Source organism: Herbaspirillum sp. RTI4, assembly GCF_034313965.1.
Taxonomy (GTDB): domain Bacteria; phylum Pseudomonadota; class Gammaproteobacteria; order Burkholderiales; family Burkholderiaceae_D; genus Herbaspirillum.
This window is the reverse complement of the sequence record NZ_JAVIWQ010000002.1, coordinates 2,608,079-2,631,852: the sequence shown is the minus strand read 5'-3', so window position 1 is coordinate 2,631,852 and position 23,774 is coordinate 2,608,079. Positions and strand designations below refer to the sequence as shown.

General features: G+C 55.3%; 22 protein-coding genes. 16 read left to right on the top strand and 6 right to left on the bottom strand.

Going from position 1 to position 23,774, the window contains the following annotated elements; all coding sequences use genetic code 11:
* Positions 1–17: 17 nt before the first annotated feature.
* Complete coding sequence (locus RGU70_RS11750) at positions 18–329, bottom strand: hypothetical protein (RefSeq protein ID WP_322209582.1); 312 nt, start codon at positions 327–329, stop codon at positions 18–20.
* Positions 292–2,142 carry a methyl-accepting chemotaxis protein gene (locus RGU70_RS11745; RefSeq protein WP_322209581.1) on the bottom strand — a complete coding sequence of 617 codons (1,851 nt, stop codon included), beginning with the start codon at positions 2,140–2,142 and terminating at the stop codon, positions 292–294. Before RGU70_RS11745 ends, RGU70_RS11750 begins: the two co-directional genes overlap by 38 nt.
* Before the next feature lie 414 nt (positions 2,143–2,556).
* Between RGU70_RS11745 and RGU70_RS11740 the strand changes: the two genes are divergently transcribed.
* From RGU70_RS11740 to RGU70_RS11675, 14 genes are all read left to right on the top strand, one after another.
* A complete protein-coding gene (locus RGU70_RS11740; RefSeq protein WP_322209580.1) occupies positions 2,557–3,345 on the top strand; it encodes a class III extradiol ring-cleavage dioxygenase in 789 nt (262 codons plus the stop codon).
* 179 nt (positions 3,346–3,524) lie between these two features.
* Positions 3,525–4,142 carry an OmpW/AlkL family protein gene (locus RGU70_RS11735; protein ID WP_322209579.1) on the top strand — a complete coding sequence of 206 codons (618 nt, stop codon included), beginning with the start codon at positions 3,525–3,527 and terminating at the stop codon, positions 4,140–4,142.
* 323 nt (positions 4,143–4,465) lie between these two features.
* Positions 4,466–5,572 (top strand): fatty acid desaturase, encoded by a 1,107-nt coding sequence (locus RGU70_RS11730; RefSeq protein WP_322209578.1) that lies wholly within the window; start codon positions 4,466–4,468, stop codon positions 5,570–5,572.
* A 6-nt stretch (positions 5,573–5,578) separates the two neighbouring features.
* Positions 5,579–7,012 (top strand): oxygen-independent coproporphyrinogen III oxidase, encoded by a 1,434-nt coding sequence (hemN, locus tag RGU70_RS11725; protein ID WP_416186513.1) that lies wholly within the window; start codon positions 5,579–5,581, stop codon positions 7,010–7,012.
* An 11-nt stretch (positions 7,013–7,023) separates the two neighbouring features.
* Entirely contained in the window at positions 7,024–7,806 is a 783-nt protein-coding gene (locus RGU70_RS11720) for a sulfite exporter TauE/SafE family protein (RefSeq protein ID WP_322209576.1), read from the top strand.
* Complete coding sequence (locus RGU70_RS11715) at positions 7,803–10,352, top strand: heavy metal translocating P-type ATPase (protein ID WP_322209574.1); 2,550 nt, start codon at positions 7,803–7,805, stop codon at positions 10,350–10,352. The genes RGU70_RS11720 and RGU70_RS11715 overlap by 4 nt, the downstream gene beginning before the upstream one ends.
* A 2-nt stretch (positions 10,353–10,354) precedes the next feature.
* The gene (ccoS, locus tag RGU70_RS11710) at positions 10,355–10,546 is read left to right on the top strand and encodes a cbb3-type cytochrome oxidase assembly protein CcoS (protein ID WP_322209573.1); all 192 of its coding nucleotides are present in this window, start codon (positions 10,355–10,357) and stop codon (positions 10,544–10,546) included.
* 161 nt (positions 10,547–10,707) lie between these two features.
* Positions 10,708–12,135: a cytochrome-c oxidase, cbb3-type subunit I gene (gene ccoN, locus RGU70_RS11705; RefSeq protein ID WP_322209572.1), complete on the top strand. Its 1,428-nt coding sequence runs from the start codon at positions 10,708–10,710 to the stop codon at positions 12,133–12,135.
* A gap of 16 nt (positions 12,136–12,151) precedes the next feature.
* Positions 12,152–12,766, top strand: a complete 615-nt coding sequence (gene ccoO, locus RGU70_RS11700) for a cytochrome-c oxidase, cbb3-type subunit II (protein ID WP_322209571.1) — start codon at positions 12,152–12,154, stop codon at positions 12,764–12,766.
* 1 nt (position 12,767) lies between these two features.
* On the top strand, positions 12,768–12,959 hold the full coding sequence (locus tag RGU70_RS11695; protein WP_322209570.1) for a cbb3-type cytochrome c oxidase subunit 3: 192 nt from the start codon (positions 12,768–12,770) through the stop codon (positions 12,957–12,959).
* Positions 12,952–13,893 (top strand): cytochrome-c oxidase, cbb3-type subunit III, encoded by a 942-nt coding sequence (gene ccoP / locus RGU70_RS11690; RefSeq protein WP_322209569.1) that lies wholly within the window; start codon positions 12,952–12,954, stop codon positions 13,891–13,893. The genes RGU70_RS11695 and ccoP overlap by 8 nt, the downstream gene beginning before the upstream one ends.
* Before the next feature lie 31 nt (positions 13,894–13,924).
* Positions 13,925–15,376 (top strand): cytochrome c oxidase accessory protein CcoG, encoded by a 1,452-nt coding sequence (ccoG, locus tag RGU70_RS11685; protein WP_322209568.1) that lies wholly within the window; start codon positions 13,925–13,927, stop codon positions 15,374–15,376.
* A 17-nt stretch (positions 15,377–15,393) separates the two neighbouring features.
* A complete protein-coding gene (locus tag RGU70_RS11680; RefSeq protein ID WP_322209566.1) occupies positions 15,394–15,927 on the top strand; it encodes a FixH family protein in 534 nt (177 codons plus the stop codon).
* A 25-nt stretch (positions 15,928–15,952) separates the two neighbouring features.
* Positions 15,953–16,186 carry a hypothetical protein gene (locus RGU70_RS11675; RefSeq protein WP_322209565.1) on the top strand — a complete coding sequence of 78 codons (234 nt, stop codon included), beginning with the start codon at positions 15,953–15,955 and terminating at the stop codon, positions 16,184–16,186.
* A 55-nt stretch (positions 16,187–16,241) separates the two neighbouring features.
* Here the strand turns inward: RGU70_RS11675 and RGU70_RS11670 are convergent, their stop codons facing one another.
* A complete protein-coding gene (locus RGU70_RS11670) occupies positions 16,242–17,264 on the bottom strand; it encodes a LacI family DNA-binding transcriptional regulator (RefSeq protein ID WP_322209564.1) in 1,023 nt (340 codons plus the stop codon).
* 236 nt (positions 17,265–17,500) lie between these two features.
* Between RGU70_RS11670 and RGU70_RS11665 the strand changes: the two genes are divergently transcribed.
* Positions 17,501–18,028 (top strand): gluconokinase, encoded by a 528-nt coding sequence (locus RGU70_RS11665; protein WP_322209563.1) that lies wholly within the window; start codon positions 17,501–17,503, stop codon positions 18,026–18,028.
* 83 nt (positions 18,029–18,111) lie between these two features.
* Positions 18,112–18,762, top strand: a complete 651-nt coding sequence (gene alkB / locus RGU70_RS11660; RefSeq protein ID WP_322209562.1) for a DNA oxidative demethylase AlkB — start codon at positions 18,112–18,114, stop codon at positions 18,760–18,762.
* A gap of 301 nt (positions 18,763–19,063) precedes the next feature.
* On the opposite strand, the gene katG is transcribed toward alkB, so the two are convergent.
* The 3 genes from katG to RGU70_RS11645 form a co-directional block, all read right to left on the bottom strand.
* Positions 19,064–21,259 carry a catalase/peroxidase HPI gene (katG, locus tag RGU70_RS11655; RefSeq protein ID WP_322209561.1) on the bottom strand — a complete coding sequence of 732 codons (2,196 nt, stop codon included), beginning with the start codon at positions 21,257–21,259 and terminating at the stop codon, positions 19,064–19,066.
* A 395-nt stretch (positions 21,260–21,654) separates the two neighbouring features.
* Complete coding sequence (locus RGU70_RS11650) at positions 21,655–21,888, bottom strand: DUF2783 domain-containing protein (RefSeq protein ID WP_322209560.1); 234 nt, start codon at positions 21,886–21,888, stop codon at positions 21,655–21,657.
* 9 nt (positions 21,889–21,897) lie between these two features.
* On the bottom strand, positions 21,898–23,592 hold the full coding sequence (locus RGU70_RS11645) for an FAD-dependent monooxygenase (RefSeq protein ID WP_322209559.1): 1,695 nt from the start codon (positions 23,590–23,592) through the stop codon (positions 21,898–21,900).
* Between the last annotated feature and the right edge of the window lie 182 nt (positions 23,593–23,774).

Here is a 23,774-nt window from a genome sequence, read left to right as displayed (position 1 = left end):
GGCGCTTGTCGCTGGCGTTAAAATTCTTCCCATTCATTTGCTTTGTTGATCACTTTTCTCTCGACCGCAGACGAGATCGCTTTTCTTTGTCCCGGCACGATCGTTTTTGTGGTGAATTTTGCAGGGGTTGCCAGAGGTTTTGGCTGCAGTAAAGCGGATGCATACACGTCATCCAATTTAAAAATGCTTACGGCATTCGATAATTTTCGCGCTTCTTCTTGCATGCTTTGTGCGGCGGCGGCGGCCTCTTCTACCAGCGCAGCATTGCGTTGCGTTACGCCGTCCATCTCTTCAATGGCCTGATTCGACCAGTCTTGCACTGCCACCATGCGGTGCGGCCGCGTCCAGCCTGAATGTACTGACGGCGTGCGCCAGCATCGTGGCTTGTTCCTGTAAGGATTCAGCGGCAGCAGCAGCTTGTTCCACCAGTGCGGAATTTTGCTGCGTGACATCGTCCATTTGTCCGATGGCCTGATTGATTTGCTCGATACTTTGACTTTGTTCTGCGCTGGCAGTCGTAATTTCCGATACCACATGATTAACCCGTTTGACGCTTTCCACGACCTGCGTCATCGTCTCGCCGGCCTGTTGAACCAAGGTTCCGCCCTCGTCCACTCGCGATACTGAGGTGTCGATCAGGATTTTAATTTCTTTGGCCGCCGTTGCTGAACGCTGCGCCAGACTGCGCACTTCGCTGGCGACGACGGCAAAGCCGCGCCCCTGTTCGCCCGCACGCGCAGCTTCTACGGCGGCATTCAAGGCCAGAATATTGGTTTGGAATGCGATGCCGTCGATAACGCCAATGATGTCTACAATTTTTTTCGAAGCCTCATTGATCGAACTCATGGTTTCAATCACTTGCGTCACCATCACGCCGCCCTTGGTCGCAACTTCCGATGTGGAACCCGATAGTTGATGCGCCAGACGGGCGTTGTCGGCATTCTTTTTGACGTGCTCCGTCAGTTCTTCCATCGCTGATGCGGTTTCTTCCAGTGACCCGGCCTGCGCTTCCGTGCGTGCCGAAAGATCGGCGTTGCCGTCGGCGATTTCGCCGGTCGCGCCTTTGACGGATTCACTGGCGCTACGGATTTCTCGCAGCACCGTCGCGATCTTGTCGACGAATCGGTTAAACGCCACGGCAATCTGGGCCAGCTCATCCGTGCCTTCCGCATCCAGACGACGCGTCAGGTCACCGTCGCCGGTGGCAATTTCCGCCAGTGCGTCACGCACCAGTTGCAGTCTTTTCAGCGCTGTCGAAATCAACAGGCCAAGTGCAATAGTGGCCAGGCACATCACAAGAAAGGCCGTGACTGCCGATGATTTCAGTAAAGCCGTCAGAGGGATGGTGGCATCGTTCTTGTCGAGGGCGATTACCAGTAACCAGTCGGTTCCTTCGACCTTGGTGACATTCAAAAAAGTATCGCGGCCGTTTAAACGAATCGGCTCATCGTTTCCTGTGTTTTCGATATCGGTGAGTTTTGCTCCCGACAAGGCCGGGTCCAGATCGGTCAGAGGTTTCATCCGCAGTTTTTCATCGGGATGCGCAATGATTTTGCCGGTATTGTCGACCAGGAAGGAAAAACTGTTGGGTGTCGGTTTGATCGCAACGACGTTTTTCACCACCGTATCGAGCAGCACGTCGGCACCAACCACTGCTGTGACGCTGCCGGGCGCACCGATGGCTTCGGCAAACGTCACCAGCAGCTTGCCGGTACTGGCGCTGGTATACGGTGCCGTGACGATAGGGCCGTTGGTCTGGGCCGCCTTGATATACCAGGGGCGCGCTGTCGGATCGTAATTCGCAGCGCGGGTTCTTTCCTGCGAAAACACGGTGTGCTTGTCGGCATAGCCGATGTACGTCAGATCAAATCTGCCGGCCTGTTCGGCCTGCTTGACGGCCGCCAATGGCTCCGGAGAATCCACCGCCAGGCGGATTGATGAGACAACCGCTTTATTTGCTTTTACCCACTCCGCAATCATGGCCGCATGATTGTGAGAAAGCTCTTTCGTCTGATTGTCGAGCGATTCCATGACGTGCGACTTGGTCGTGATGAAATTTGTGCCGACAACCGCCAGCATCGCGAGGACGACAATCGACGTGCAAATGGCGATAAGCCGGGTGCGTAAAGTAGAAAAGAGCATGTTGATTTCTCCCGGGATATGTTTTTTAAAAAGGAAATAGTGGCTATTTTTGTGGTTTATTTATCTCTTTATTCCTTTTTCGGGAAACGTCAACAGACCCTAGACAAATGACTCGGCCTTTAAAACAGGTATGACGACCAATAAGGCCAAATCATTTAATTGTAATTTTACATGGGATATATGTCATCTTGATTTCGGAAGTGGAATATTTATGGAGTGAAAATATGTATCTATCGAATCCTTTGAATTGCGTATTTCCCACTTACGGCTCTCAGGGAAAAGTGGGGATAAAACAAAGGACGGCTACTCCCTCTACAATATTGGCTGAGTCTGGATATCGCACGATGTAAATTCGCATCAGCACACCATTTACGATTCAATTCAATATCAAATTCACTTTCAGGAAAATTTTCCATGACCACCTTGTTACCCAGTCTGTTCATTTCGCATGGTTCTCCCATGCTGGCGCTCAGCGACAGTCCGGCGCGGCGCTTTCTTTTGGCGCTGGGTGGTCAATTGCCTCGGCCCACCGCCATCGTCGTGTTTTCTGCCCACTGGGAAACGATAGGCACTCCTGCGGTGAGTTTTGCTGAGCAACCGGAAACCATTCATGACTTTGGCGGTTTTCCCGATGCGCTGTTCGCGATTCAATATCCGGCACCCGGCGCACCCGATATCGCCGCCCGCGCAGTGAACTTGCTGGAACAGGCGGGATTTAGCGTGAAACGCAGTGCCTTACGCGGTCTTGATCATGGTGCGTGGGTGCCTTTGAGTCTGATGTATCCGAATGCAGATATACCGACAGTGCAAATTTCCATTCTGCGCGGCGCTTCGCCGGCCGAGCATCTGAAGCTAGGACAGGCCGTGAGTAAATTGAGAGAAGAGGGCGTATTGATTATTGGCTCTGGTTCACTGACGCACAATTTGTATGAGTTGCGGCGCGAAGGCATTGACGCAGAAGTCCCTGGCTGGGTCAGTGAATTTGATCAGTGGATCAAAGCGCGGATCGATCACAATCAACTCGACATGCTGCTCGATTACCGCGCCCAGGCGCCTTCGGCCGAACGCAATCATCCTACTGACGAGCACCTGCTGCCGCTGTTTGTGGCGATGGGTGCGGCAGGTGGATTAGTGCGATCGGAACGCTTGCACGCCAGCCATGAATACGGCGTTCTGGCGATGGACGCTTACGCTTTTTCATAAGGATATGTGCGGCATCGAGATGGCCGATGCCGCCGTTGGCGGGATGTGTGAACCTGAAGCATCAATGCGATGCTGCAATGATGTACTCATGGAAGCTGAATTTTTTTTGATCCACATCAAAAGGATTTCTATGCGTCGCAAGTAAGCTTCGTCCGTCCCCACTCCGTTTGATAAATAAAATGAAAAAGAATATCGCATTAGTCGCATTGATTGTGGCTGCAATTGCCCCTCAACTTGCTTTTGCCGACGATGCCGAGAGCCCGTGGCTGGTTCGTTTGCGCGCAGTGCAGATCAATCCTGCAAACGGTTCTGATGCGGTGGGCGGTGTTGGCGCGCCAAACCGGATTTCGATCAGCTCCAAGACCATTCCTGAAGGCGATATCAGCTATTTCTTCACGCCAAACTGGGCTGCTGAATTGGTATTGACCTATCCACAAACGCATACTGTTTATCTGGACGGTGGCAGCATCGGTACGTTCAAGCAATTGCCTCCTACTTTGCTGATGCAATACCATTTTATGCCGCAGGAAACATTTAGTCCCTATGTTGGTGTCGGTCTTAATTACACCCGCATTTCGAATGTGAGCCTGGCAAGTGGCATGACGCTACAGAGCAACAGCATCGGCGCTGCTTTGCAAGCCGGTCTGGATATCAAACTGGATCGTCACTGGTCGCTGAATGTGGACGTGAAGAAAGTCCAAATGGGCAGCGATGTTTATGCCGCATCGGGTGCCAAGGTCAGCAGCGTGCAGATCGATCCATGGCTGATCGGCGCTGGCGTCGGCTACCGGTTCTAAAGGCCACATCCGCTGAAGCAGGGCTGTGGTCGGCATCCGGCAGAATTTTTCGATACGTTCTTCTGCTTAAGTAGAAAGAATAGACCGTCGGACATTTTGATTGCCCTGCTTCGTATAGGAAGCAGGGCATCCGGATTCTAAAACGCACTGGTCGTTCGTCCTGAACAGGAACTGCGTCCCGCATCGAATGCTGCTCCGGCATCCCAGCCTCTTGGTTACATAGCGTTATGACCAAGGGGTTTCTTTTTTAAAATCCCTATCCCTTCGCTTATTTTTTTCTGCTTCTTCTTTGTTGCCGCCTATTTTGCTGAGGTTGTTACGTAATGCCGACTATTCAATTCCAACCGGTCCCGCCCGGTGCACCAATTCCGCATCGAAAAATAATCCGTTCCTGGACGCAACCTATCAGTGAGCGCAGCACGCCGATTGCCTTGTCCTTGGTAGTACTTGATCTCTGCCTGTTTTCGATTGCGTTGGCAGCGACGGTGTGGGTATCTAACTGGTTAGGAAAAGTGCTGCTGGGCATGCTTACCGGTTTCATAATCGGACGGCTTTTTATTTTGGGACATGATGCCTGTCACCAGAGTTTTACCGTCCACAGAAAGCTCAACGCCTGGCTGGGCCGACTGGTTTTTCTGCCGTCGTTGACGCCATACAGCTTGTGGTCGATAGGACACAATGTGGTGCATCACGGCTACACCAATGTCAAAGATTTCGATTTCGTCTGGCAGCCGCATTCCTTGCAGGAATTTCAGGCGCTGCCTAAATGGAGGCAAAGGCTGGAGCGCCTGTATCGCAGCGGCTGGGCCCCCGGTCTGTATTACACGCTGGAAATGTGGTGGAAGCGGATGTACTTTCCTTCAAAAAAACAAATGCCGACGCGTCGCGCCGAATTTTTACTTGATGGATTACTGGTCAGCGCCGCCGCCGTCCTCTGGGTTGCCGGTTTAGTGTGGGCTGCCGCCGAAAGCGGACAGTCGGTATGGCTGATATTGGTTACGGGCTTTGTCGTGCCTTTGCTTTTCTGGAAAGCCATGATCGGTTTTGTGGTCTACGTCCATCACACGCATGACGATGTTGCCTGGTATCAGGACAAGACGGCATGGGCAGCGTCGCAGCCCTTCGTTTCAACCACCGTGCATCTGAAATTCGATTACGGCATGGGCACAGCCTTGCACCACATCATGGAACACACCGCGCATCACGTTGATATGAGTGTGCCTTTGTACCGGCTGAAGAAAGCGCAAAAGCTGCTCGAAACCATGCTGCCGGGGCGCATCGTGATTCAGAAATTTTCGTGGCGCTGGTACTTCGATACCGCACGCCGTTGCAAGCTGTATGACTTTGACCGCCTCTGCTGGCTGGATTTTGACGGTCGGCAAACCACGACATCTTTGCTTGCACCACCGCTGGCACAGACCGGCACCTGAGAAAGAATGAACATGGTAGTTTCCGAGTTGCCGGCAGCGATGCTCCCCTTAGCGCCATTGGTGCGCTTCGATGCGGACATGATTCGCAAACTCAGTCAGTCCGGCCCCCGTTACACGTCTTATCCGACGGCTGATCGCTTCACGGAAGCATTTTCCTATCGCGACCATTTGCAGACAGTCGCCGGCTTACAAGCGCGCGGCGCGCGCAATCCCTTGTCGCTTTACCTGCACATTCCCTTTTGCGACACGGTTTGCTACTACTGCGCCTGCAATAAAATTGTGACCAAAAACCGCCACAAGGCGGTGGTTTACCTCGATTACCTCAAACGCGAAATAGAAATGCAAGGCCGCTTGTTCGCCGGCATGAACCAGATCGGTCAATTGCATTTCGGTGGTGGCACGCCGACGTATTTGTCGGATGTGCAAATGGACGAGTTGATGCAACATCTGCGGCGCTGGTTCCAGTTTGCGCCCGATGCTATCGGCGAATTTTCGATTGAGGTTGATCCGCGCACGGTTTCGCGTGAACGGGTGCAGCGATTGCGCGAACAGGGTTTCAATCGCATCAGTCTGGGTGTGCAGGATTTTGATCCGGAAGTACAGGAAGCCGTCAATCGCAGGCAGCCGGAAAGTCAGACGCTGGAAATTATTGCCGCCGCGCGTGACGCCGGTTACCGTTCGGTCAGCATTGATCTGATCTACGGTTTGCCCAAGCAAACCATGGCGAGTATTGCGCAAACGCTGGAGAAAGTGATTCGTGCCGCGCCAGACCGGATTGCCGTCTACAACTATGCGCATCTGCCGCACCTGTTCAAGCCGCAGCGGCGCATTGCCGATGAAGATTTGCCCGCGCCGGTAACCAAACTCGACATGATGGCGCTGTGCATTGCCCGTCTGACCGAGGCGGGTTATGTCTATATCGGCATGGATCATTTCGCGCTGCCTGGCGACGACCTCGCCGTCGCGCAAAAGCAGGGACGATTGCATCGCAACTTCCAGGGCTATTCGACGCATGCAGAATCGGATCTGGTGTCGTTCGGCGTATCGGCCATCAGCGCCGTCGGCGCTACCTACAGTCAGAACGCGAAGACATTGGATGCCTACTACGAGGCGATCGATAAAAACGAATTGCCTATCGTGCGTGGTATCCGCTTGCAGATGGATGATCTGATCCGGCGTCTGATTATCCAGCGGCTGATGTGTGACTTTGAATTATCGATGACGTCCATAGAAATGGCGTATCCGATTAGTTTTGCCACCTATTTTTCGACGGAGCTGGTGCGCTTGCAAGAGCTGGTGGCCGACGGTCTGCTCACTATTGACGGCGAATGGTTGTCCGTGACTCCCCGAGGCCGCCTGTTAATTCGCAATATTTGTATGGTGTTTGACCGCTATCTCAATATCGGACCCGGGCAGCAGCGTTACTCCAAAACCATCTGAGGCGGTATGCCATGAATGTAGTGAGCCTGCTACCGGTTTTCATGATTGGCTTGCTCGGCAGCGTGCATTGCGTTGGCATGTGCGGCGGCATTGTCAGCGCATTTTCTTTCAGCGCCACATCACGGCGCACCATACCAATCAAGGTGGTTAATAATGCGACGAACTCCTCCCGCCCAAGCCGAGGAAATCTGCCGACTGTGCTTGCCTACAATGCCGGACGGATCGCCAGCTACGCAACGGCCGGGGCGATTGCCGGCGGGGTTCTGCAGGGCGCACGCACCCTGACGGGGATTGCCGTGTTTCAGGTCGAGGCCTACTGGTTTGTCAATTTACTGCTGGTCGCCCTTGGACTCTATCTGACCGGAATCTGGCAGGGACTGAACCAGCTCGAACGCGTCGGCGGCATGTTGTGGCGTTACATTCAACCGTTTACCCGCTTCTTATTACCGATCAACAGCATTCCCAAATCCATGGCGCTCGGCGTGTTGTGGGGATGGCTGCCGTGCGGCATGGTCTATAGCATGCTGCTAACAGCCATGTTGAGCGGTACTGCCGTATCGGGTGCGGCGGTGATGGTGGCATTTGGTCTGGGTACCTTGCCGACATTAATCACCATGGGCATGCTCGGTACCCGCCTGAAAAGCTGGATGCAGCGGCGTGCTGTGCGCGTCATTAGCGGACTGGTGATCGTGATTTTTGGTGTGCTGGGATTGTTGCGTGCCTCGCACGGCTTGCCCGGAAGCTGGATGGATGCGGTGTGCATTACTCCCATGTCCGTGCAGACAACGCCATGACGAGCGCCTGTTTCCATTGCGGTTTGCCGGTTCCTGCCAATGCTGCTGTTGGCACCGATACCGACGCCGGTATGCGCTGGACGGTAGTGATTGCTGGCAAGCGACAACCCATGTGCTGCCCCGGCTGTCAGGCGGTGGCGCAAAGCATTGTCGATAACGGGCTGGCCGATTATTACGATACCCGCACCGGTTTTGGTGCGACCGCTGGCGATGCGATGCTGGTGCCGCCCGAATTGCTGTTTGACGACGCCATAGCTCAGACCGAAGCCGGAGTTGGCGAGAGTATCGATGAAGCCATTTTTTCCATTGAAGGTATCCGCTGCGGCGCTTGCGTCTGGCTGATTGAACGTCGACTGGCGCGTTTGCCGGGCGTGCTGTCGGTCGATATGAATGTGGCTACTGAGCGGCTACAGATGCGCTGGACGCGGCCGACGTGTCAGTCGGGCGTGATTCTGAAAGCGCTGCGAGAAATCGGCTATGTCGCCTTTACTTTCGATCCGGTCACGCATGGCGCGCGACTGGAACAATCGCGCAAGACCTTGTTCCGCCGCCTGTTCATTGCCGGGCTGTTAATGATGCAGGTCATGATGTATGCCTTGCCGGTGTATCTGGCAACGGACGGCACCATGGATCGCAGCATGGAAGATTTAATGCGCTGGGCGGGCTTGTTGCTGACCTTGCCGGCGGTGCTGTATTCGGCCCAGCCTTTCTTCAAAGGCGCGTGGGTGGCGCTGAAAAATCGAATGCCCGGCATGGATGTGCCAGTGGCGCTGGGTATTTCGGCGGCCTTCCTCGGTAGCGTTGATGCCACCTTGCGTGGTGCCGGCGACGTGTATTTCGATTCCATCACGATGTTCATATTTCTGTTGCTGTGCAGTCGCTATCTGGAACTGGTGGCGCGCCGCAAAGCCGCTTCCGCGCTGGATGATTTGCAGCGGGCCTTGCCCGCTTCGGCCTTGCTGATGCCGGATTATCCAAATCGCCGCGACACGGTGTTAGTTGCCGCCGGCCAGTTGCGTGAAGGTGATGTGATTCTGATCCGGCCCGGCGACGCTATCGCGACCGATGGCGTGGTGCTGGAAGGGGCGACCAGCATTGATGCTTCGCTGCTGACCGGCGAAAGTCGGGCGCAACAAAAATCTATCGGCGCTGATTTGCCGGGTGGCGCGATCAACGTGAGCCAGCCGGTCACGGTGCGGGTAAGTCGTCCGGCGGACAAGAGCACTTTGTCGGTGCTGGTCAAACTGATTGAGCGTTCAGGGCAGGGCAAGCCCCGTCTGGCAATGTGGGCCGATCGCGCCGCTGCGTGGTTTGTGACGGTCTTGCTGCTGTTTGCCGTGCTGGTATTTCTGGTCTGGCACGCCATTGATCCGGCGCGTGCCTGGCCGATTGCGATTGCGGTGATGGTGGTGTCTTGCCCTTGCGCCTTATCGCTGGCCACTCCGGCAGCCTTGGCCGCTGCGACCGACAGGCTGGTGCGGCAGGGCGCTTTGATTGTGCAATCGCATGTGCTGGAAACGCTGGATCGCGCTACCCATATCGTCTTCGACAAGACCGGTACGCTGACGGCCGGCAAACCTGTCTTGCTCCATACCCAGATTCTGGGGGCATCAGCGTTCCGCCGTTGTTTGCAGATTGCTGCGGCGCTTGAGGCATCCAGCGCACATCCTTTGGCTGCGGCCATTTCACAGGCAGCTCGTGAAACCGAACTTTCTGTGCAGGATTGTTTGGTGAGCGCGCCGGAGCATGTGGCCGGTCAGGGCGTCGAGGGCGTTCTGGAGGGAGTGCGCTACCGGTTGGGTCGGGCGGCTTACGTCGCAGAGATTGCCGGTGTCGCTGATGTAACGACCAGTGATCCGGCTGCCGCCGAGATGAGCTCGATTTATCTGGGTGGTGACGGGAACTGGCTGGCGCGTTTCGATCTGGCCGACGGCGTGCGGACCGATGCCGCTGCGGTGGTCCGGTACTTCCGGTCTTTGGGGAAAACGGTCATTTTATTGAGCGGCGACGCGCAGATGGTGGCGCAAAAAATAGGCGACAGCTTAGGTATCGCTCACGCGCTGGGCGATCATCTGCCGCAAGACAAACTGAACTACGTGCAGGCATTGCAAGCGAGCGGTGCAGTGGTGGCGATGGTCGGCGATGGCATCAATGATGCCGCTGTTTTGCGTGCGGCCGACGTGTCGTTTGCCATGGGGAGCGGGGCGGCATTGGCGCAGATGAATGCCGATTGCGTACTCTTGTCCGGGAAGCTATCCACTTTGTGTGAGGTTGCAGAAACGGCTACGCAGACCGTCGGGGTGATCCGCCAGAATCTGGCGTGGGCAACGCTGTACAACCTGATTGCGATTCCTGCTGCGGCCTTTGGCTTGCTCAATCCGTGGCTGTCCGGGATAGGCATGTCGCTCAGTTCAGCGGTCGTGGTACTCAATGCGCTGCGTTTACGGCGCATTCCCAAGATGCATCAATGGGATGACATTTCGCCAGACGAGGCAAGTGCGCCAGCCGCTCTTTCTGCGCATTCTCTTTTTGAGCAAGGGCGCTAATCATGGAATCTCTTTATCTTCTGGTGCCGCTCAGCATCATCATCGTTTTTATCGCCATCCGCGTATTTTTTGCCATGTCCGACAGCGGTCAGTTCGACGACATGGTGGGACCTTCTTTGCGTCTGTTACATGACGATGACAGGCCGGTGACAGCCGATAAGAAGGATTTTGAGAAAGAAGTTCCCGAAGTTTGAAAAGAAAGTCGTCAATTTGATATGTATCAAGGACGCAGACGCGCCGAACTTTTACTCTCGGGGCGTCATTGTGATTGAGGCTTGTTAACAATGGTGTGGCGAATGCCAATTTATCGTTAACGGGTTCTTAGCTGTCGTCGTTATTATTCTGGAGAATATTTGTGAACACAGAACTGAACTACAACTACAGGATCGTCAAGCAGTTCACGATCGCTACTGTAGTGTGGGGGGTAGTGGGGATGCTGGTCGGCGTGATCATCGCCGCGCAACTGGCCTGGCCGGCGCTCAATTTCGACATACCGTGGCTGACTTACGGGCGTCTGCGTCCGCTGCATACCAATGCGGTGATTTTCGCCTTCGGTATTTGCGGCTTGTTCGCCACGTCGTATTACGTGGTGCAGCGCACCTGCCAGGTACGCTTGTTTTGCGACAAACTGGCTGAGTTCACTTTCTGGGGCTGGCAACTGGTGCTGGTCTCTGCCGCCATTACTCTGCCGCTGGGGATTACACGCGGCAAGGAATATGCGGAACTTGAATGGCCGATCTCGCTGTTGATTGCCGTTGTCTGGGTCAGCTATGCCGTGGTGTTTTTCGGCACGCTGGTCAAGCGCCGCGTGAAGCACATTTATGTCGCCAACTGGTTCTTCGGGGCCTACATCATTGCGGTCACCTTGTTGCACGTCGTCAATGGCGCCAGCAGCCCGGCTTCGTTGTGGAAATCCTATTCCGCTTATTCAGGCGTGCAGGATGCAATGATCCAGTGGTGGTACGGCCACAATGCGGTGGGCTTCATCCTGACCGCCGGCTACCTCGGTATGGTGTACTACTTCATTCCTAAGCAAGCCGAACGGCCGGTGTATTCCTACCGTTTATCCATCGTCCATTTCTGGGCGCTGATTTTTACTTATATGTGGGCCGGCCCGCATCACCTTCACTACACGGCCCTGCCTGACTGGACGCAATCAATCGGCATGGTGTTTTCGCTGATCTTGCTGGCACCGTCATGGGGCGGGATGATCAACGGGATCATGACCTTGTCGGGTGCCTGGCACAAACTGCGCTCCGATCCTATTCTGAAATTCCTGATCGTTTCGCTGTCGTTCTACGGTATGGCGACGTTTGAAGGTCCGATGATGTCGATCAAGACCGTCAATTCGCTGTCGCATTACACCGACTGGGGCATTGCCCACGTCCATTCCGGCGCTCTCGGTTGGGTAGGCTTCATCACGATGGGTTCGATCTATTACCTGATTCCACGCATGTCCGGCAAAAAGGAAATGTGGAGCGTGCGGCTGATTGACCTGCATTTCTGGGTCGCTACCATCGGCGTCGTTCTGTATATCGCCTCGATGTGGATTGCCGGTGTGATGCAGGGTCTGATGTGGCGCGCAGTCAATGCCGACGGCACGCTGACCTATACCTTCGTCGAAGGCGTCAAAGCGACTTATCCGTATTACGTGATCCGTTTCGGCGGCGGGCTGTTGTATTTGTCCGGCATGCTGATGATGGCTTTCAATACCTTTAAGACGATGAGCGGCAGCAAGGCAGTCGATGCCCCGATCCCCGCGCTGTTGTCTGCCAACGCCTAAACCACAGGAACGAACAATGAAATTTTCCCATGAGTGGATTGAAAAAAATCCCTGGTTGCTGATTGCCCTTGTGTTGCTGGTGGTCAGTGTTGGCGGTCTGGTGGAAATCGTGCCGCTGTTCTTTCAACGCTCGACAACCGAGCCGATTGCGGGTCTCAAACCGTATTCGCCCTTACGGCTGGTCGGCCGCGATATTTACATTCGCGAAGGTTGTTACAACTGCCATTCGCAAATGATCCGGCCGTTCCGTGCAGAAACTGAACGCTATGGTCATTACTCGGTGGCCGGTGAGTTTGTCTACGATCATCCGTTTCAGTGGGGATCGAAGCGTACCGGTCCCGATCTGGCGCGTGTTGGCGATCGTTATAGCGATGAGTGGCACAAGATCCATTTGAATAATCCACGCGACATGGTTCCTGAATCGAACATGCCGGGTTATCCATGGTTGTCGGTCAATAAACTGGTGCCAGCGGAAGTGATTCCGAAAATGAAAGCACTGCGTCGTGTGGGTGTTCCTTATACGGATGAAGAAATCCGTGTGGCACCGGCCGAACTGCAGGACAAGACCGAGCAGGATGCATTGATTGCCTATCTGCAAGGGCTGGGCACGCTGATCAAGACGAGGAACTGACATGGCACTCGACAATATTATGACGCATGCAAGCAGCACGATGACGGTCATCAGCCTGGTCACTTTTGTGGGCATTTTGTGGTGGGCGTTCAGCAAGCGGCGCGATAACGATTTTAATGAAGCCGCGCATCTGCCGTTCGATGATGACGACGGTGACGGTCCTGAGCTCAAGAAGGAGCAGCACCATGTCTGATTTTACGAGCGGTTTCTGGAATATCTTTATTACCGTCCTGACGCTGGTGAGTATTTTCGGTTGCGGCGCATTGCTGTGGTCGCAATCGAAGCACAAGGTCAAGCTGGATGCCGATGGCGTTCCGGTTAAAACTACCGGCCATGTATGGGATGAGGACCTCACCGAACTCAATACACCGATGCCCGGCTGGTGGATGTGGCTGTTCTATATCACTATCGTTTTTGCGCTGATCTATCTCACGCTCTATCCTGGACTGGGAACGTATGCCGGCAAACTGGGCTGGAAATCGAGTACCGCTTATCAGGAAGAATTGAAAAAAGCGGATGCCGAATACGGTCCCTTGTTCGCCAAATATCTGAAGCAGGATTTGAAAACCGTCGCGGCCGATCCGCAGGCGCATCTGATGGGCGAGCGCATGTTTTTGACTTACTGCGCGCAATGCCACGGTTCCGATGCGCGTGGCAGCAAGGGTTTCCCGAATCTGACCGACCACGACTGGCTCTATGGCGGTGAACCGGAAACGATCAAGACTTCCATCCTGGAGGGCCGTAACGGCGTGATGCCATCGATGGCTGCAGCATTGGGTTCCGATAAAGACATCAAGAACGTGGCGACTTACGTGGCCAGTTTGTCCGGTGTGGAGGGTGATCCGGTCAAGACGGTGTTGGGCAAAGCCAAATTCGGCGCTTGTGCCGCTTGCCACGGTGCCGATGGACGCGGCAATCAGGCCTTGGGCGCACCGAATCTGACCGACCATATCTGGTTGCATGGCAGCGCGGACAATCCTATGGAAATCATCATGGAATCGATTCGCAACGGCCGTAACAACAAGATGCCTGCCTTCAGGGATTTCCTCGGCGAACCCAAAGTGCATGTGCTGGCAGCTTATGTGTGGAGCCTGTCGAACGAACCGGGATCCGAGGCACAAAAATGAGTGTTTTTAACTGTTCAGGATGCGGCCATTCATGAAGACCGCTCCTGACGATGTTGCTGTTATCAAGATGTACGCTTCGCGCGAAGAAATTTATCCGCGCGAAGCGAGCGGCCGTTACGCTAGCCTGCGCTGGTTGTGTGTCTGGCTGACGCAGCTGGTGTTTTACGGTTTGCCCTGGTTGCAGTGGAATGGCCGCCAGGCAGTTTTGTTCGATCTGGCTGCGCGGAAATTCTATATTTTCGGCATTGTGTTGTGGCCGCAGGATTTCATCTATCTGGCTGTGCTGCTCATTATTTGCGCCTATGCCCTGTTTCTGGTGACGGCGATTGCCGGGCGGGTCTGGTGCGGATTCGCTTGTCCGCAAACGGTGTATACCGAGTTGTTCCTGTGGATAGAGCGCCGCATCGAAGGCACGCGCAGCGCCCGGATGCGGCTGGCCCGTCAGCCGTGGTCGATACAGAAAATCGCTAAAAAAACCGCGAAACATACGGCATGGGGAACGGTTGCTTTATGGACCGGGATTTCCTTCGTCGGCTATTTCACGCCGATACGTTCACTGCTTCAGGAAGCGGCAGGCTTGTCTCTTGGGCCGTGGGAGTGGTTTTGGGTTGTTTTCTATTCATTTGCTACTTATGGCAATGCTGGCTGGCTGCGTGAACAGGTCTGCAAATACATGTGTCCTTACGCCCGCTTCCAAAGTGCGATGCTGGATAAAGACACACTGGTCATTACTTACGATACGGCACGTGGCGAACCCCGCAGTTCTGCGCGTCGCGTTACCGATGCGCCTGCCAAGGCTGCAACGGTAAACGCTGCCGTTGCAACCGCCGCAGCGAGTCCCCCTCCGGGAGACTGCATCGATTGTTCGATGTGCGTTCAGGTGTGTCCTGTCGGTATCGATATCCGCAACGGCTTGCAATATGAGTGCATAGGCTGTGCCGCCTGCATCGACGCTTGCAACAGCGTGATGGACAAGACCGGTGCGCCACGCGGATTGATTCGCTATTCCAGTGAGCATGCCATGACCGAAGGCTGGTCGATTGCGCAAATCCGACGCCATGTCATGCGGCCACGGGTGTTGATTTATTCTGGTTTACTGCTGATTATTATTTCTGTCTTTTTTAGTAGCCTGTTTTTCCGCACCCAAGTCAAACTGGACGTCATCCGCGACCGCGGTGCTTTCGGGCGTGAAGTCGAAGGCGGCATGATAGAGAACGTCTACCGCTTGCAGATCATGAATACTTCCGAAGCGCCACATCGTTATCGGATTTCGGTTTCCGGCATTGATTCCATCGTTCTGGCTACGCCGGATGAGGTGATGCTGGACGGTGCCAGTTCACGGGCAGTACCAGTGCGGGTGCAGGTTAAAAGAGGGCAGGGCAAGGCAGGTTCAAACAAGATATCGTTTGTGTTGCAAGCCGATGATGATCCTCGCTTGCATGTCACGGAAAGCGCCGTATTTTTAGCCTCAAAAATGCCATAAATAAAAAGGGAGACCTCATGAATGTGACAAGCACCTTGAACGAAAGAAAATCCGCACCGCCACCTTGGTATGCGCAACGCTGGCCATGGTTGCTGATCGGCGGGCCGCTGGCGGTAGTGATTGCGTGTGCGTTCACCATTTACCTGGCATTTTCACGTCAGGATGCGATGGTGGTGGATAACTATTACATGGAAGGCAAAGCGATCAATCAGGATCTGGCGCGTGATCGCGCTGCGACGGCCTTGAGTTTGACCGCTGAGCTGCATTACGATGCTGCGGATGGTCGATTGAATGGCAAATTTCTGAGTTTTGGCGCCCCGGTTCTCGGCAATATCCTGATCCATCTGGCGCATGCCTCGCAGCCGGAAAAGGATTTGCAATTCACGATCACTCCCGATGCGCATGGCAACTTTACTGCGGCCTTGCCTATGCTTGAAATGACACGCTGGCGCGTGCAAATCGAAAATGAGCGGCGCGACTGGCGTTTGTTGGGCATATGGAAGTGGCCGCATGTGACCTCGGTCGCCATTAAAGCAGATTTGCCTTCTTGATATGGATATCCATCAGGAGAAAGCCATGCTGAAACTGTTAATGCGTATTTTGTGGCCCTCTTTTCTCGTGGCGATTTTTGCGGAAGGGTGTTTCTTTTCGCTGGTCGATCCGCGCCAGCTGGCGATGTCGAACGATGCGTCCACAGTCAATGCGGTATACACATTGGGGTTTTTCTTTTTCTGGTTTTGCGGCGCGCTGGCGAGTGGGCTGACTTGTTCGCTCATCCTGATGCCGGAGCAGAAGGGCAAGATCCGGTAGGTTGCCAGGGGAACGATGCGTCGAGGTTTCGAGATATCAAAACCTCCCATTCGCATCAGGTACTTTCCCGCGCCATGAGAGAGAATCCGAGGTCGATGTGGGATTCTGGCGGTGTCTCGCCGCGCATTTTTTGCAGCAACATGGTCGCTGCGGCATGGCCGATATCGTAACGAGGCGTAGCGATCGTGGTGAGGGAAGGGCTGCTCCACGCCGACGCAGCCAGATCATTGAACCCCGCTACAGCCAGCTGCTCAGGAACGCGAATCTGACGCCGCTGCGCTTCGAACAGCACGCCTAGGGCAAGATCGTCATTGCAGCAAAACAAGGCATCGCACTCTGGTGCCTGTTCCACTATTCTTCCCAGCATGCCCACTCCCAGCCCGATGGAGGAGGGTATCGCTTCCAGAATTTCTCCTTTCGGAAAAGCCAGTCCTGCTTCCTGCAATGCCGTGCGATATCCATCGAGTCGCTGTAGTACGCGCGGGTCCAGCTGCGCCCCGAGCGCGCCTATGCGACGGTACCCGCGCTGCAATAAATGCCTTGCCATGGCGTAGCCGGCATCGAACTGATTCAATCCCACGCAACACGACTGCGGGTCAGACAAATCCATCATATGCACGACCGGGATGCGGGTGTGTTGCAGCAATTGCTGCACCATCGGCGTTTGATCGCAACTCGCCAGCAACACGCCGTCCGGCGAATGTTCCAGATAGGCGCGGAAGATATTTTCTTCCTCCTCCGGCGAATAGCGGGTATTGCCAATCAGCGTGCGGTATCCGTTGGCGTGCAGCACATCGTGTACGCCGGCCAGTACATCGGTGAAAACGGTATTCGACAGCGACGGTATCAAGACCGCCACGCTGTCCGAATGCGCGCGTGCCAGCGCCCGCGCGGCCCGGTTCGGTATGTAGCCAAGTTCAGCGATGGCGATGTCGATGCGCGAGCGTAGTTCTTCAGACACTAGCTGCGGTGAACTGATGGCCCGGGAGACCGTGATGCTGCTTACCCCGACACGGGCGGCAATATCGGCCAGCGTCGGTCTTTTGGATTGCGTCGGGGCAGATTTTCGAATCGGCATAATCAATCTTTGTAGTAGCAGAACGGCAAAGTGGATGACTATAGGTTCTTTTCCCTGGGCAGGGTGGATATTGCTCCTGGTTTTTACCAAGTGCAGTTCACAGCGTAGAGGCAAGTGCCAGAATTGCCTTCTTTTTTGTTGCGCCGCGACATTGAAATTGCTTTACAAATACTGGATCGACATTAAAATGCGAGGCAATGTTAGCGCTAACATAGCATGAAGAATGTGAGACAACAATGAATGAACAGATAGTCAGGACAGTCGCTTCGACCACCCGTTGGATCGTCATGGGAGTCAGCGGCTGCGGCAAAAGCGAAATCGGGCAACGGCTTGGTGCGGCACTAGGCCTTACCTATATCGAGGGCGATAGCGACCATCCGGCCGCCAATATCGCCAAGATGGCCGCCGGTACGCCGCTTAACGACGACGACCGCAAAGACTGGTTGCTTTGCCTCCAGTCCAGAATCAAAAACGCACAGCAAAACGGGACCGGTCTGGTGCTGTCCTGTTCGTCACTGAAGCGGCGCTATCGGGATTTATTACGCGAGGGCGATCCTGCGCTGGTCTTCATCCACCTGGAAGGCACGCGCGAGTTAATCGCTTCGCGCATGATCAGCCGGGCCGGGCATTTCATGAAAGTCTCGCTGCTCGATAGCCAGTTTCGTGATCTGGAACCGCTGGAAAACGACGAACGCGGTTTCCGCCTCGATATTGCGCTGGCACCGCAACAGTTGATTGCGCAGATAACAACGCAGTTGATCTAGTCCTGGCTCGCGCAGCCCTGTCCCAACATGGCAGCATGAATAGCCGGTAACCTGATGGTTGCCGGCTTTTTTTATGTGAGAGATTGATGAGTTTTGATTTGTTTGCCAGTGAAATTGTCGATGAACGGATCAGCATAGGCCCGGGCGCTTACGTGCTGCGCGGTTTTGCCTTGCCCTATGTGACGCAATTACTGCCGGCCATCGAGGCCGTGGAACAGCAGGCACCTTGTCGCCACATGGTCACGCCCGGCGGTTTCACGATGTCCGTTGCGCTGACCAACTGCGGTCGTCTGGGCTGGACCACCGACCGGCGCGGTTATCGCTACACCGAAACCGACCCCGCTAGCGGCTTGCCCTGGCCGGACATGCCGCCTTCCTTCCGTTCGCTGGCAAAGGAGGCGGCAACTGCCGCCGGCTTCGACCACTTTGAACCCGATGCCTGCCTGCTCAATCGCTATGTCCCTGGAGCCAAAATGTCCTTGCATCAGGACAAAGATGAACAGGATTTTTCGGCACCGATTGTCTCTGTCTCCTTGGGGATGCCCGCCGTTTTCCTCTTCGGCGGACATGCGCGTGCTGACAAAAGCCAGCGCATACCGCTACAACATGGCGATGTCGTCGTATGGGGCGGAGAAGACCGGCTGCGTTTCCACGGCATCCTGCCGCTCAAGGATCAGCCGCATCCCTTGCTGGGAAGCCAACGCATCAATTTCACTTTTCGAAAGGCTGGTTGAGCAGATACGTCATGCGTATCTGGTCGCAAAAAGCAAGACCTGTTAGCCGTTCATGTGGGATTGTGGTCGCGCTTCAGACGACGCTTGTCGTCTGCCCTAAAAAAAATTCCCCCAGAAAATGCGTTGGCTGCAACGTATGACGCAGCCGGTGAAACTACCACCGGCTACGCTCTACACCGTGCCAACACAGTTCTGGGGGAAACGGACTTCGAAAATCAAAGCAAAAATCAAAAATCAAAAATCAACAGACATCCAGCTAGGGCTGCAAAATAGAGGATTGGTAGAGGCCTCTATTCTCAGATCACGCAAGGTCGAAACGATCCAGATTCATCACCTTGTTCCATGCCGCCACAAAGTCACGTACGAACACCTGCTGCGAGTCGCTGCACGCGTAGACTTCTGAGAGGGCGCGAAGCTGGGAGTTTGAACCAAAGAGGAGGTCAACGACCTTGCCCGTCCACTTGAGCTCGCCCTTGCTACGATCATGTCCTTCCAGCACGCCTTCATCGGTGGCAGATTTCTCCCACTTCGTACTCATGTCGAGCAGATTCACGAAGAAGTCATTGGTCAGCGTCCCTGGCTGCTTTGTGAACACGCCGTGTGCGGAATGATCGAAATTCGCATTCAGAGCGCGCAGGCCACCGATCAGCACTGTCATTTCGGGAGCGGTCAGCGTCATTAGCTGCGCTTTGTCCACCAGTAACTCAGCGGCCGACCCTTCGAGGCCCTTACGGACGTAATTGCGAAACCCGTCTGCAATCGGCTCCAACACGGCGAATGAGTCTACGTCGGTCTGCTCCTGCGATGCATCCATGCGCCCTGCGGTAAAGGGGACGCTTATATCTTGGCCAGCCTTCTTTGCGGCTGCCTCGATGGCTGCGCAGCCACCTAGAACGATCAGATCGGCCAGTGAAATCTTCTTGCCTCCAGACTGTGTGCCATTGAAGTCCTTCTGGATCGCTTCCAGCTTTTTCAGGACCGTCGCCAGTTGGACAGGCTGGTTGACCTCCCAATCTTTCTGCGGCGCCAGACGGATACGGGCGCCGTTTGCACCCCCTCGTTTGTCGGAGTCGCGGAACGTGGACGCCGATGCCCACGCGGTCGAAACCAATTCCGAGACAGACAGACCTGAAGCAATAATTTTGCCCTTGAGCAAGGCAATGTCTTGCGCATCAATCAATGCATGATTGAATGCAGGGATGGGGTCTTGCCAGATGAGTTCTTCTGCCGGAATGTCCGGGCCGAGATAGCGGGTGCGAGGGCCTATATCGCGGTGCGTCAGCTTGAACCACGCCCGCGCAAACACCTCTGCGAACTGATCCGGATTTTGGTGAAAGCGCCGGGAAATTTTTTCGTAGGCAGGATCGACCCGTAACGCAATGTCGGAGGTCAGCATGGATGGTGCGTGATGCTTCGACGCGTCGTGGGCGTCCGGCACGGTACCGGCACCCGCGTTGCCCTTAGGCTTCCACTGGTGCGCACCCGCCGGGCTCTTGGTCAGCTCCCATTCGTAATCGAACAGGTGCGAGAAATAGTCGTTACTCCACTTCGCTGGTGAACGGGTCCAGGTGACTTCCAGTCCGCTGCCGATCGTGTCCCCACCTTTGCCTGTGCCAAAGCTGTTCTTCCAGCCTAGACCTTGTTCCTCGATGCCAGCTGCCTCAGGAGCCGGCCCCACCAGTGCGGCATCACCTGCACCATGGGTTTTGCCGAAGGTATGACCGCCGGCGATAAGTGCCACCGTTTCTTCGTCGTTCATTGCCATGCGCGCGAAAGTCTCGCGGATATCCCGCGCTGATGCGAGCGGATCTGGTGTGCCGTTAGGGCCTTCTGGATTGACGTAAATCAGGCCCATCTGTACCGCCGCAAGCGGATTTTCAAGATCGCGGTCGCCCGAGTAGCGCTCATCTGCCAGCCACGTTTTTTCAGCGCCCCAGTAGATGTCTGCTTCCGGCTCCCAGATGTCCTGACGCCCGCCGGCAAAGCCGAAGGTCTTGAATCCCATGGATTCCAGAGCGACGTTACCAGTAAGAATGATCAGGTCAGCCCATGATAGTTTGCGTCCGTATTTTTGCTTGATCGGCCAAATCAAGCGACGCGCCTTGTCGAGGTTCACATTGTCCGGCCAGCTGTTGAGGGGGGCAAAGCGCTGATTACCGCTTCCCGCACCGCCGCGACCGTCGCCGATACGATACGTGCCAGCGCTATGCCACGCCATGCGGATGAATAAAGGCCCGTAGTGGCCAAAATCTGCCGGCCACCAGTCCTGTGAGTTAGTCATTAACGCTAAGAGGTCTTTCTTTACGGCCTCCAGGTCGAGGCTCTTGAACTCCTCGGCGTAGTTAAACGCCTCGCCCATAGGGTCGGACTTAGAGGAGTGCAGGTGCAAGATGCTGAGTTTCAGTTGATTGGGCCACCAGTCGGCATTCGACGGTCCCGCTGCCATTGCGTGTCTTTCAGCGCCACCTGACATTGGGCATTTTGCTTCGTTTGACATGGCTTGCTCCTTCGGTTGTTCACAACTAACTATGAGGTCCAGTCTGAAATTTCAGACCGATTGATCAAATTTATTTTGGTAACTTGCCCTATAGTAACCGCGTACCGATTGTTCCGTTGCGCAGCCGCTCATCAGTACGTTATCTGTAGCGGCTGTATGCCGTCGGTGTCCGTGATTCTGCCGTTCAGAAGGGTATTTCCCCTGCCGTTTGTGTGGCGGCTCTAAGGTTCACGTCTGGGCCGTGTTCAACAAGGGGCTGTAAGCTACACCGCGCATGGAGTTCTAGGGCCTGTTGATGTTTGGTTTGTGAGAGGTTTTCTCGAAAAAGCGCGTTGGCAAGGCCCCCCTGGAGACATAAATTGAGCAAGTAGCCGTCATTGATACACGCAAAAAAATCAATGCAGATCCCGCATGGCCGCTTTGATATGCGCCTCAAAAATCGCAGGATTAGCCAGGACGTTGGCGTTGAGCAAAGCCAGTTTCACCAGAAATAGCTGGGCTTTGTCGGGACCGGCCTGATCAATGGCGGTGGCCAGTGCGTCATACACCGTTTCCAGATCGGGGATGCTCAGGGCCTTGTTGGTCGCGTTGTTGGTCGCATTGTTAGTGGCGTTGTTGGTGGCATTCATCAAGTTCTCCTATGACTGGGGCAGGGCGATGTTCAGGGCGGCTTGCAGGCGATTGGCGTCCAGCGTCAGCCAGCGCGCGCAGACGTGCTGATCGGGACGCAGCAGATAAGCGGCCCCGCTGGTTGATACACCATAGCGTTGGCGGAAATGTCCATCGGCATCTGCCAGCGTGAGATCGGCACCGGCCACGCGCTCGGTGTTGCCGATGGCGATGATCTTTAGCGGCACACCGCGAGCGCGTATGGCCGTCACGACCTGTTGCAGGGATTCAGGAATCGTCGCAGCTTGCGTGAAATACAGCAAATCAAAACCCCCTCCCAAGTGATCGAGCAAGAAGTCGTTGGACCCCAGACAAATATTTTGTGGCGGCGCGCCGTGGGCGGGGCCGGATTGGAACAAGGCGTTGTCGTCGCCCAGACTATTGAGCGCCGAATCCGCATACTCGTGTGGACGCGAGGTGCGCCAGTGGTAGAGCGGCCGCACGAAGGCTTCTGTCAGCGACAGCGATAACACCGCATCGCGCAGCAGACGAAAGCCCGGGCTGGGCGGTGCCATGAATCGCGTACTTTTACCCGCTTCAGCGATAATTTCACGCGCTGCGCCGACGCGCTCTCTGCTGTGGTTGGCCAGCAACTTTTTGCTCGCCAGTCCTTTGACCACAAACGCCAGATGCCAGGCCAGCGACTGCGCATCCTGAAACGCTGTGTTTGCGCCGCGCACGCCGAAAATCGGTAGCAGGTGAGCGGCATCGCCGGTAAAGAGGACGCGACCTTGCACGTAATCCGGCAGCGTCAGGTTCCGGGCGGAATAGACCGAGTTCCAATCCATCTCCCAGGGCACGCCGGCGTGACCGATCATGGCCAGTTGAGCATCGATGCGCTGTTTGAGCGACTCGGGTCTGAGCGCCTCTTCTGGCGTTTCGCCAGGTGGCAATTGGTAGTCTACCCGCCAGATGCCATGCGGTTCGCGGTGCATCAGGATCGTGTTGCCGGGGTTCCAATCGGGGTCGAAGTAAGCCAGACGTTCCGTCGGCAGCGGCAGATCGATGCGGATATCGGCGATGACGAAGAAGCCCTCGTAAGAGGAACCTTCCATCTTCAGATTCATGGCGGCGCGGATTTCGGAGCGACCGCCGTCGGCCGCGATCAGCCAATCGGTTTCCAGCGTGTACGGCCCTTCGGGGGTATCGACACTCACACGCGCCAGTTCGGAATCCTGCGCCACCTGCGTCACTTTGTTGCCCCAGCGGAAGTCGATCAGAGGGCTGGCCTGACAGGTCTCCAACAGGTATTGCTCCATAAATTGCTGCTGGATGTTGAGCATTGGAAAGAAGCGGTCGTCCGGATCGTGCGGGGCTTCCATGCGAAACACCCGCTGGCCACGGTAGTAGGAATTGCCAAAACGCCAGGGAAGCCCGTTTTCCGTCATGCGCTCGGCTACACCCACCTGTTGCAGGATTTCCATTGAGCGACGGGTGAAAACGATGGCGCGGCTGCCTTGGGATACTTGCTGTTCAGAACTCAGAATGACGCTGGGCACACCCAGTCGGGCCAGTTCCAGTGCCGCCACCATGCCCGCAGGACCGGAACCGACGATGACCACTTTTTTGCGATCCTGCGCCGGATGTGCCGAGGGTAGCCAGGGCTGGAAAATCTGGTAGCGGTAATAGAGGGAAGGGCGGGCTTGCGTCGTGGGTTGATGCATCTTCATTTCCTTATATTCAACCGATGGCCGAAGAAAACAGCGGCTATGTCGGATCAGCTTGCAACGCGGCGCACTCTCGGGGCGGCATTGATCAGCATTGATCAGCATGGCGCGCGCGGAGAGATGTGGAGCGAAAGAAAGAGTATAGGGAGTTAGAAACAGTGCGCTGTCCCCAATTGGGG

Bases quoted from the DNA above. Each gene is read 5' to 3' on its own strand.
- RGU70_RS11750 (WP_322209582.1), bottom strand. From the start codon at position 329: ATGGTGGCAGTGCAAGACTGGTCGAATCAGGCCATTGAAGAGATGGAC.
- RGU70_RS11745 (WP_322209581.1), bottom strand. From the start codon at position 2,142: ATGCTCTTTTCTACTTTACGCACCCGGCTTATCGCCATTTGCACGTCG.
- RGU70_RS11740 (WP_322209580.1), top strand. From the start codon at position 2,557: ATGACCACCTTGTTACCCAGTCTGTTCATTTCGCATGGTTCTCCCATG.
- RGU70_RS11735 (WP_322209579.1), top strand. From the start codon at position 3,525: ATGAAAAAGAATATCGCATTAGTCGCATTGATTGTGGCTGCAATTGCC.
- RGU70_RS11730 (WP_322209578.1), top strand. From the start codon at position 4,466: ATGCCGACTATTCAATTCCAACCGGTCCCGCCCGGTGCACCAATTCCG.
- hemN (WP_416186513.1), top strand. From the start codon at position 5,579: ATGAACATGGTAGTTTCCGAGTTGCCGGCAGCGATGCTCCCCTTAGCG.
- RGU70_RS11720 (WP_322209576.1), top strand. From the start codon at position 7,024: ATGAATGTAGTGAGCCTGCTACCGGTTTTCATGATTGGCTTGCTCGGC.
- RGU70_RS11715 (WP_322209574.1), top strand. From the start codon at position 7,803: ATGACGAGCGCCTGTTTCCATTGCGGTTTGCCGGTTCCTGCCAATGCT.
- ccoS (WP_322209573.1), top strand. From the start codon at position 10,355: ATGGAATCTCTTTATCTTCTGGTGCCGCTCAGCATCATCATCGTTTTT.
- ccoO (WP_322209571.1), top strand. From the start codon at position 12,152: ATGAAATTTTCCCATGAGTGGATTGAAAAAAATCCCTGGTTGCTGATT.
- RGU70_RS11695 (WP_322209570.1), top strand. From the start codon at position 12,768: ATGGCACTCGACAATATTATGACGCATGCAAGCAGCACGATGACGGTC.
- ccoP (WP_322209569.1), top strand. From the start codon at position 12,952: ATGTCTGATTTTACGAGCGGTTTCTGGAATATCTTTATTACCGTCCTG.
- ccoG (WP_322209568.1), top strand. From the start codon at position 13,925: ATGAAGACCGCTCCTGACGATGTTGCTGTTATCAAGATGTACGCTTCG.
- RGU70_RS11680 (WP_322209566.1), top strand. From the start codon at position 15,394: ATGAATGTGACAAGCACCTTGAACGAAAGAAAATCCGCACCGCCACCT.
- RGU70_RS11675 (WP_322209565.1), top strand. From the start codon at position 15,953: ATGCTGAAACTGTTAATGCGTATTTTGTGGCCCTCTTTTCTCGTGGCG.
- RGU70_RS11670 (WP_322209564.1), bottom strand. From the start codon at position 17,264: ATGCCGATTCGAAAATCTGCCCCGACGCAATCCAAAAGACCGACGCTG.
- RGU70_RS11665 (WP_322209563.1), top strand. From the start codon at position 17,501: ATGAATGAACAGATAGTCAGGACAGTCGCTTCGACCACCCGTTGGATC.
- katG (WP_322209561.1), bottom strand. From the start codon at position 21,259: ATGTCAAACGAAGCAAAATGCCCAATGTCAGGTGGCGCTGAAAGACAC.
- RGU70_RS11650 (WP_322209560.1), bottom strand. From the start codon at position 21,888: ATGAATGCCACCAACAACGCCACTAACAATGCGACCAACAACGCGACC.
- RGU70_RS11645 (WP_322209559.1), bottom strand. From the start codon at position 23,592: ATGCATCAACCCACGACGCAAGCCCGCCCTTCCCTCTATTACCGCTAC.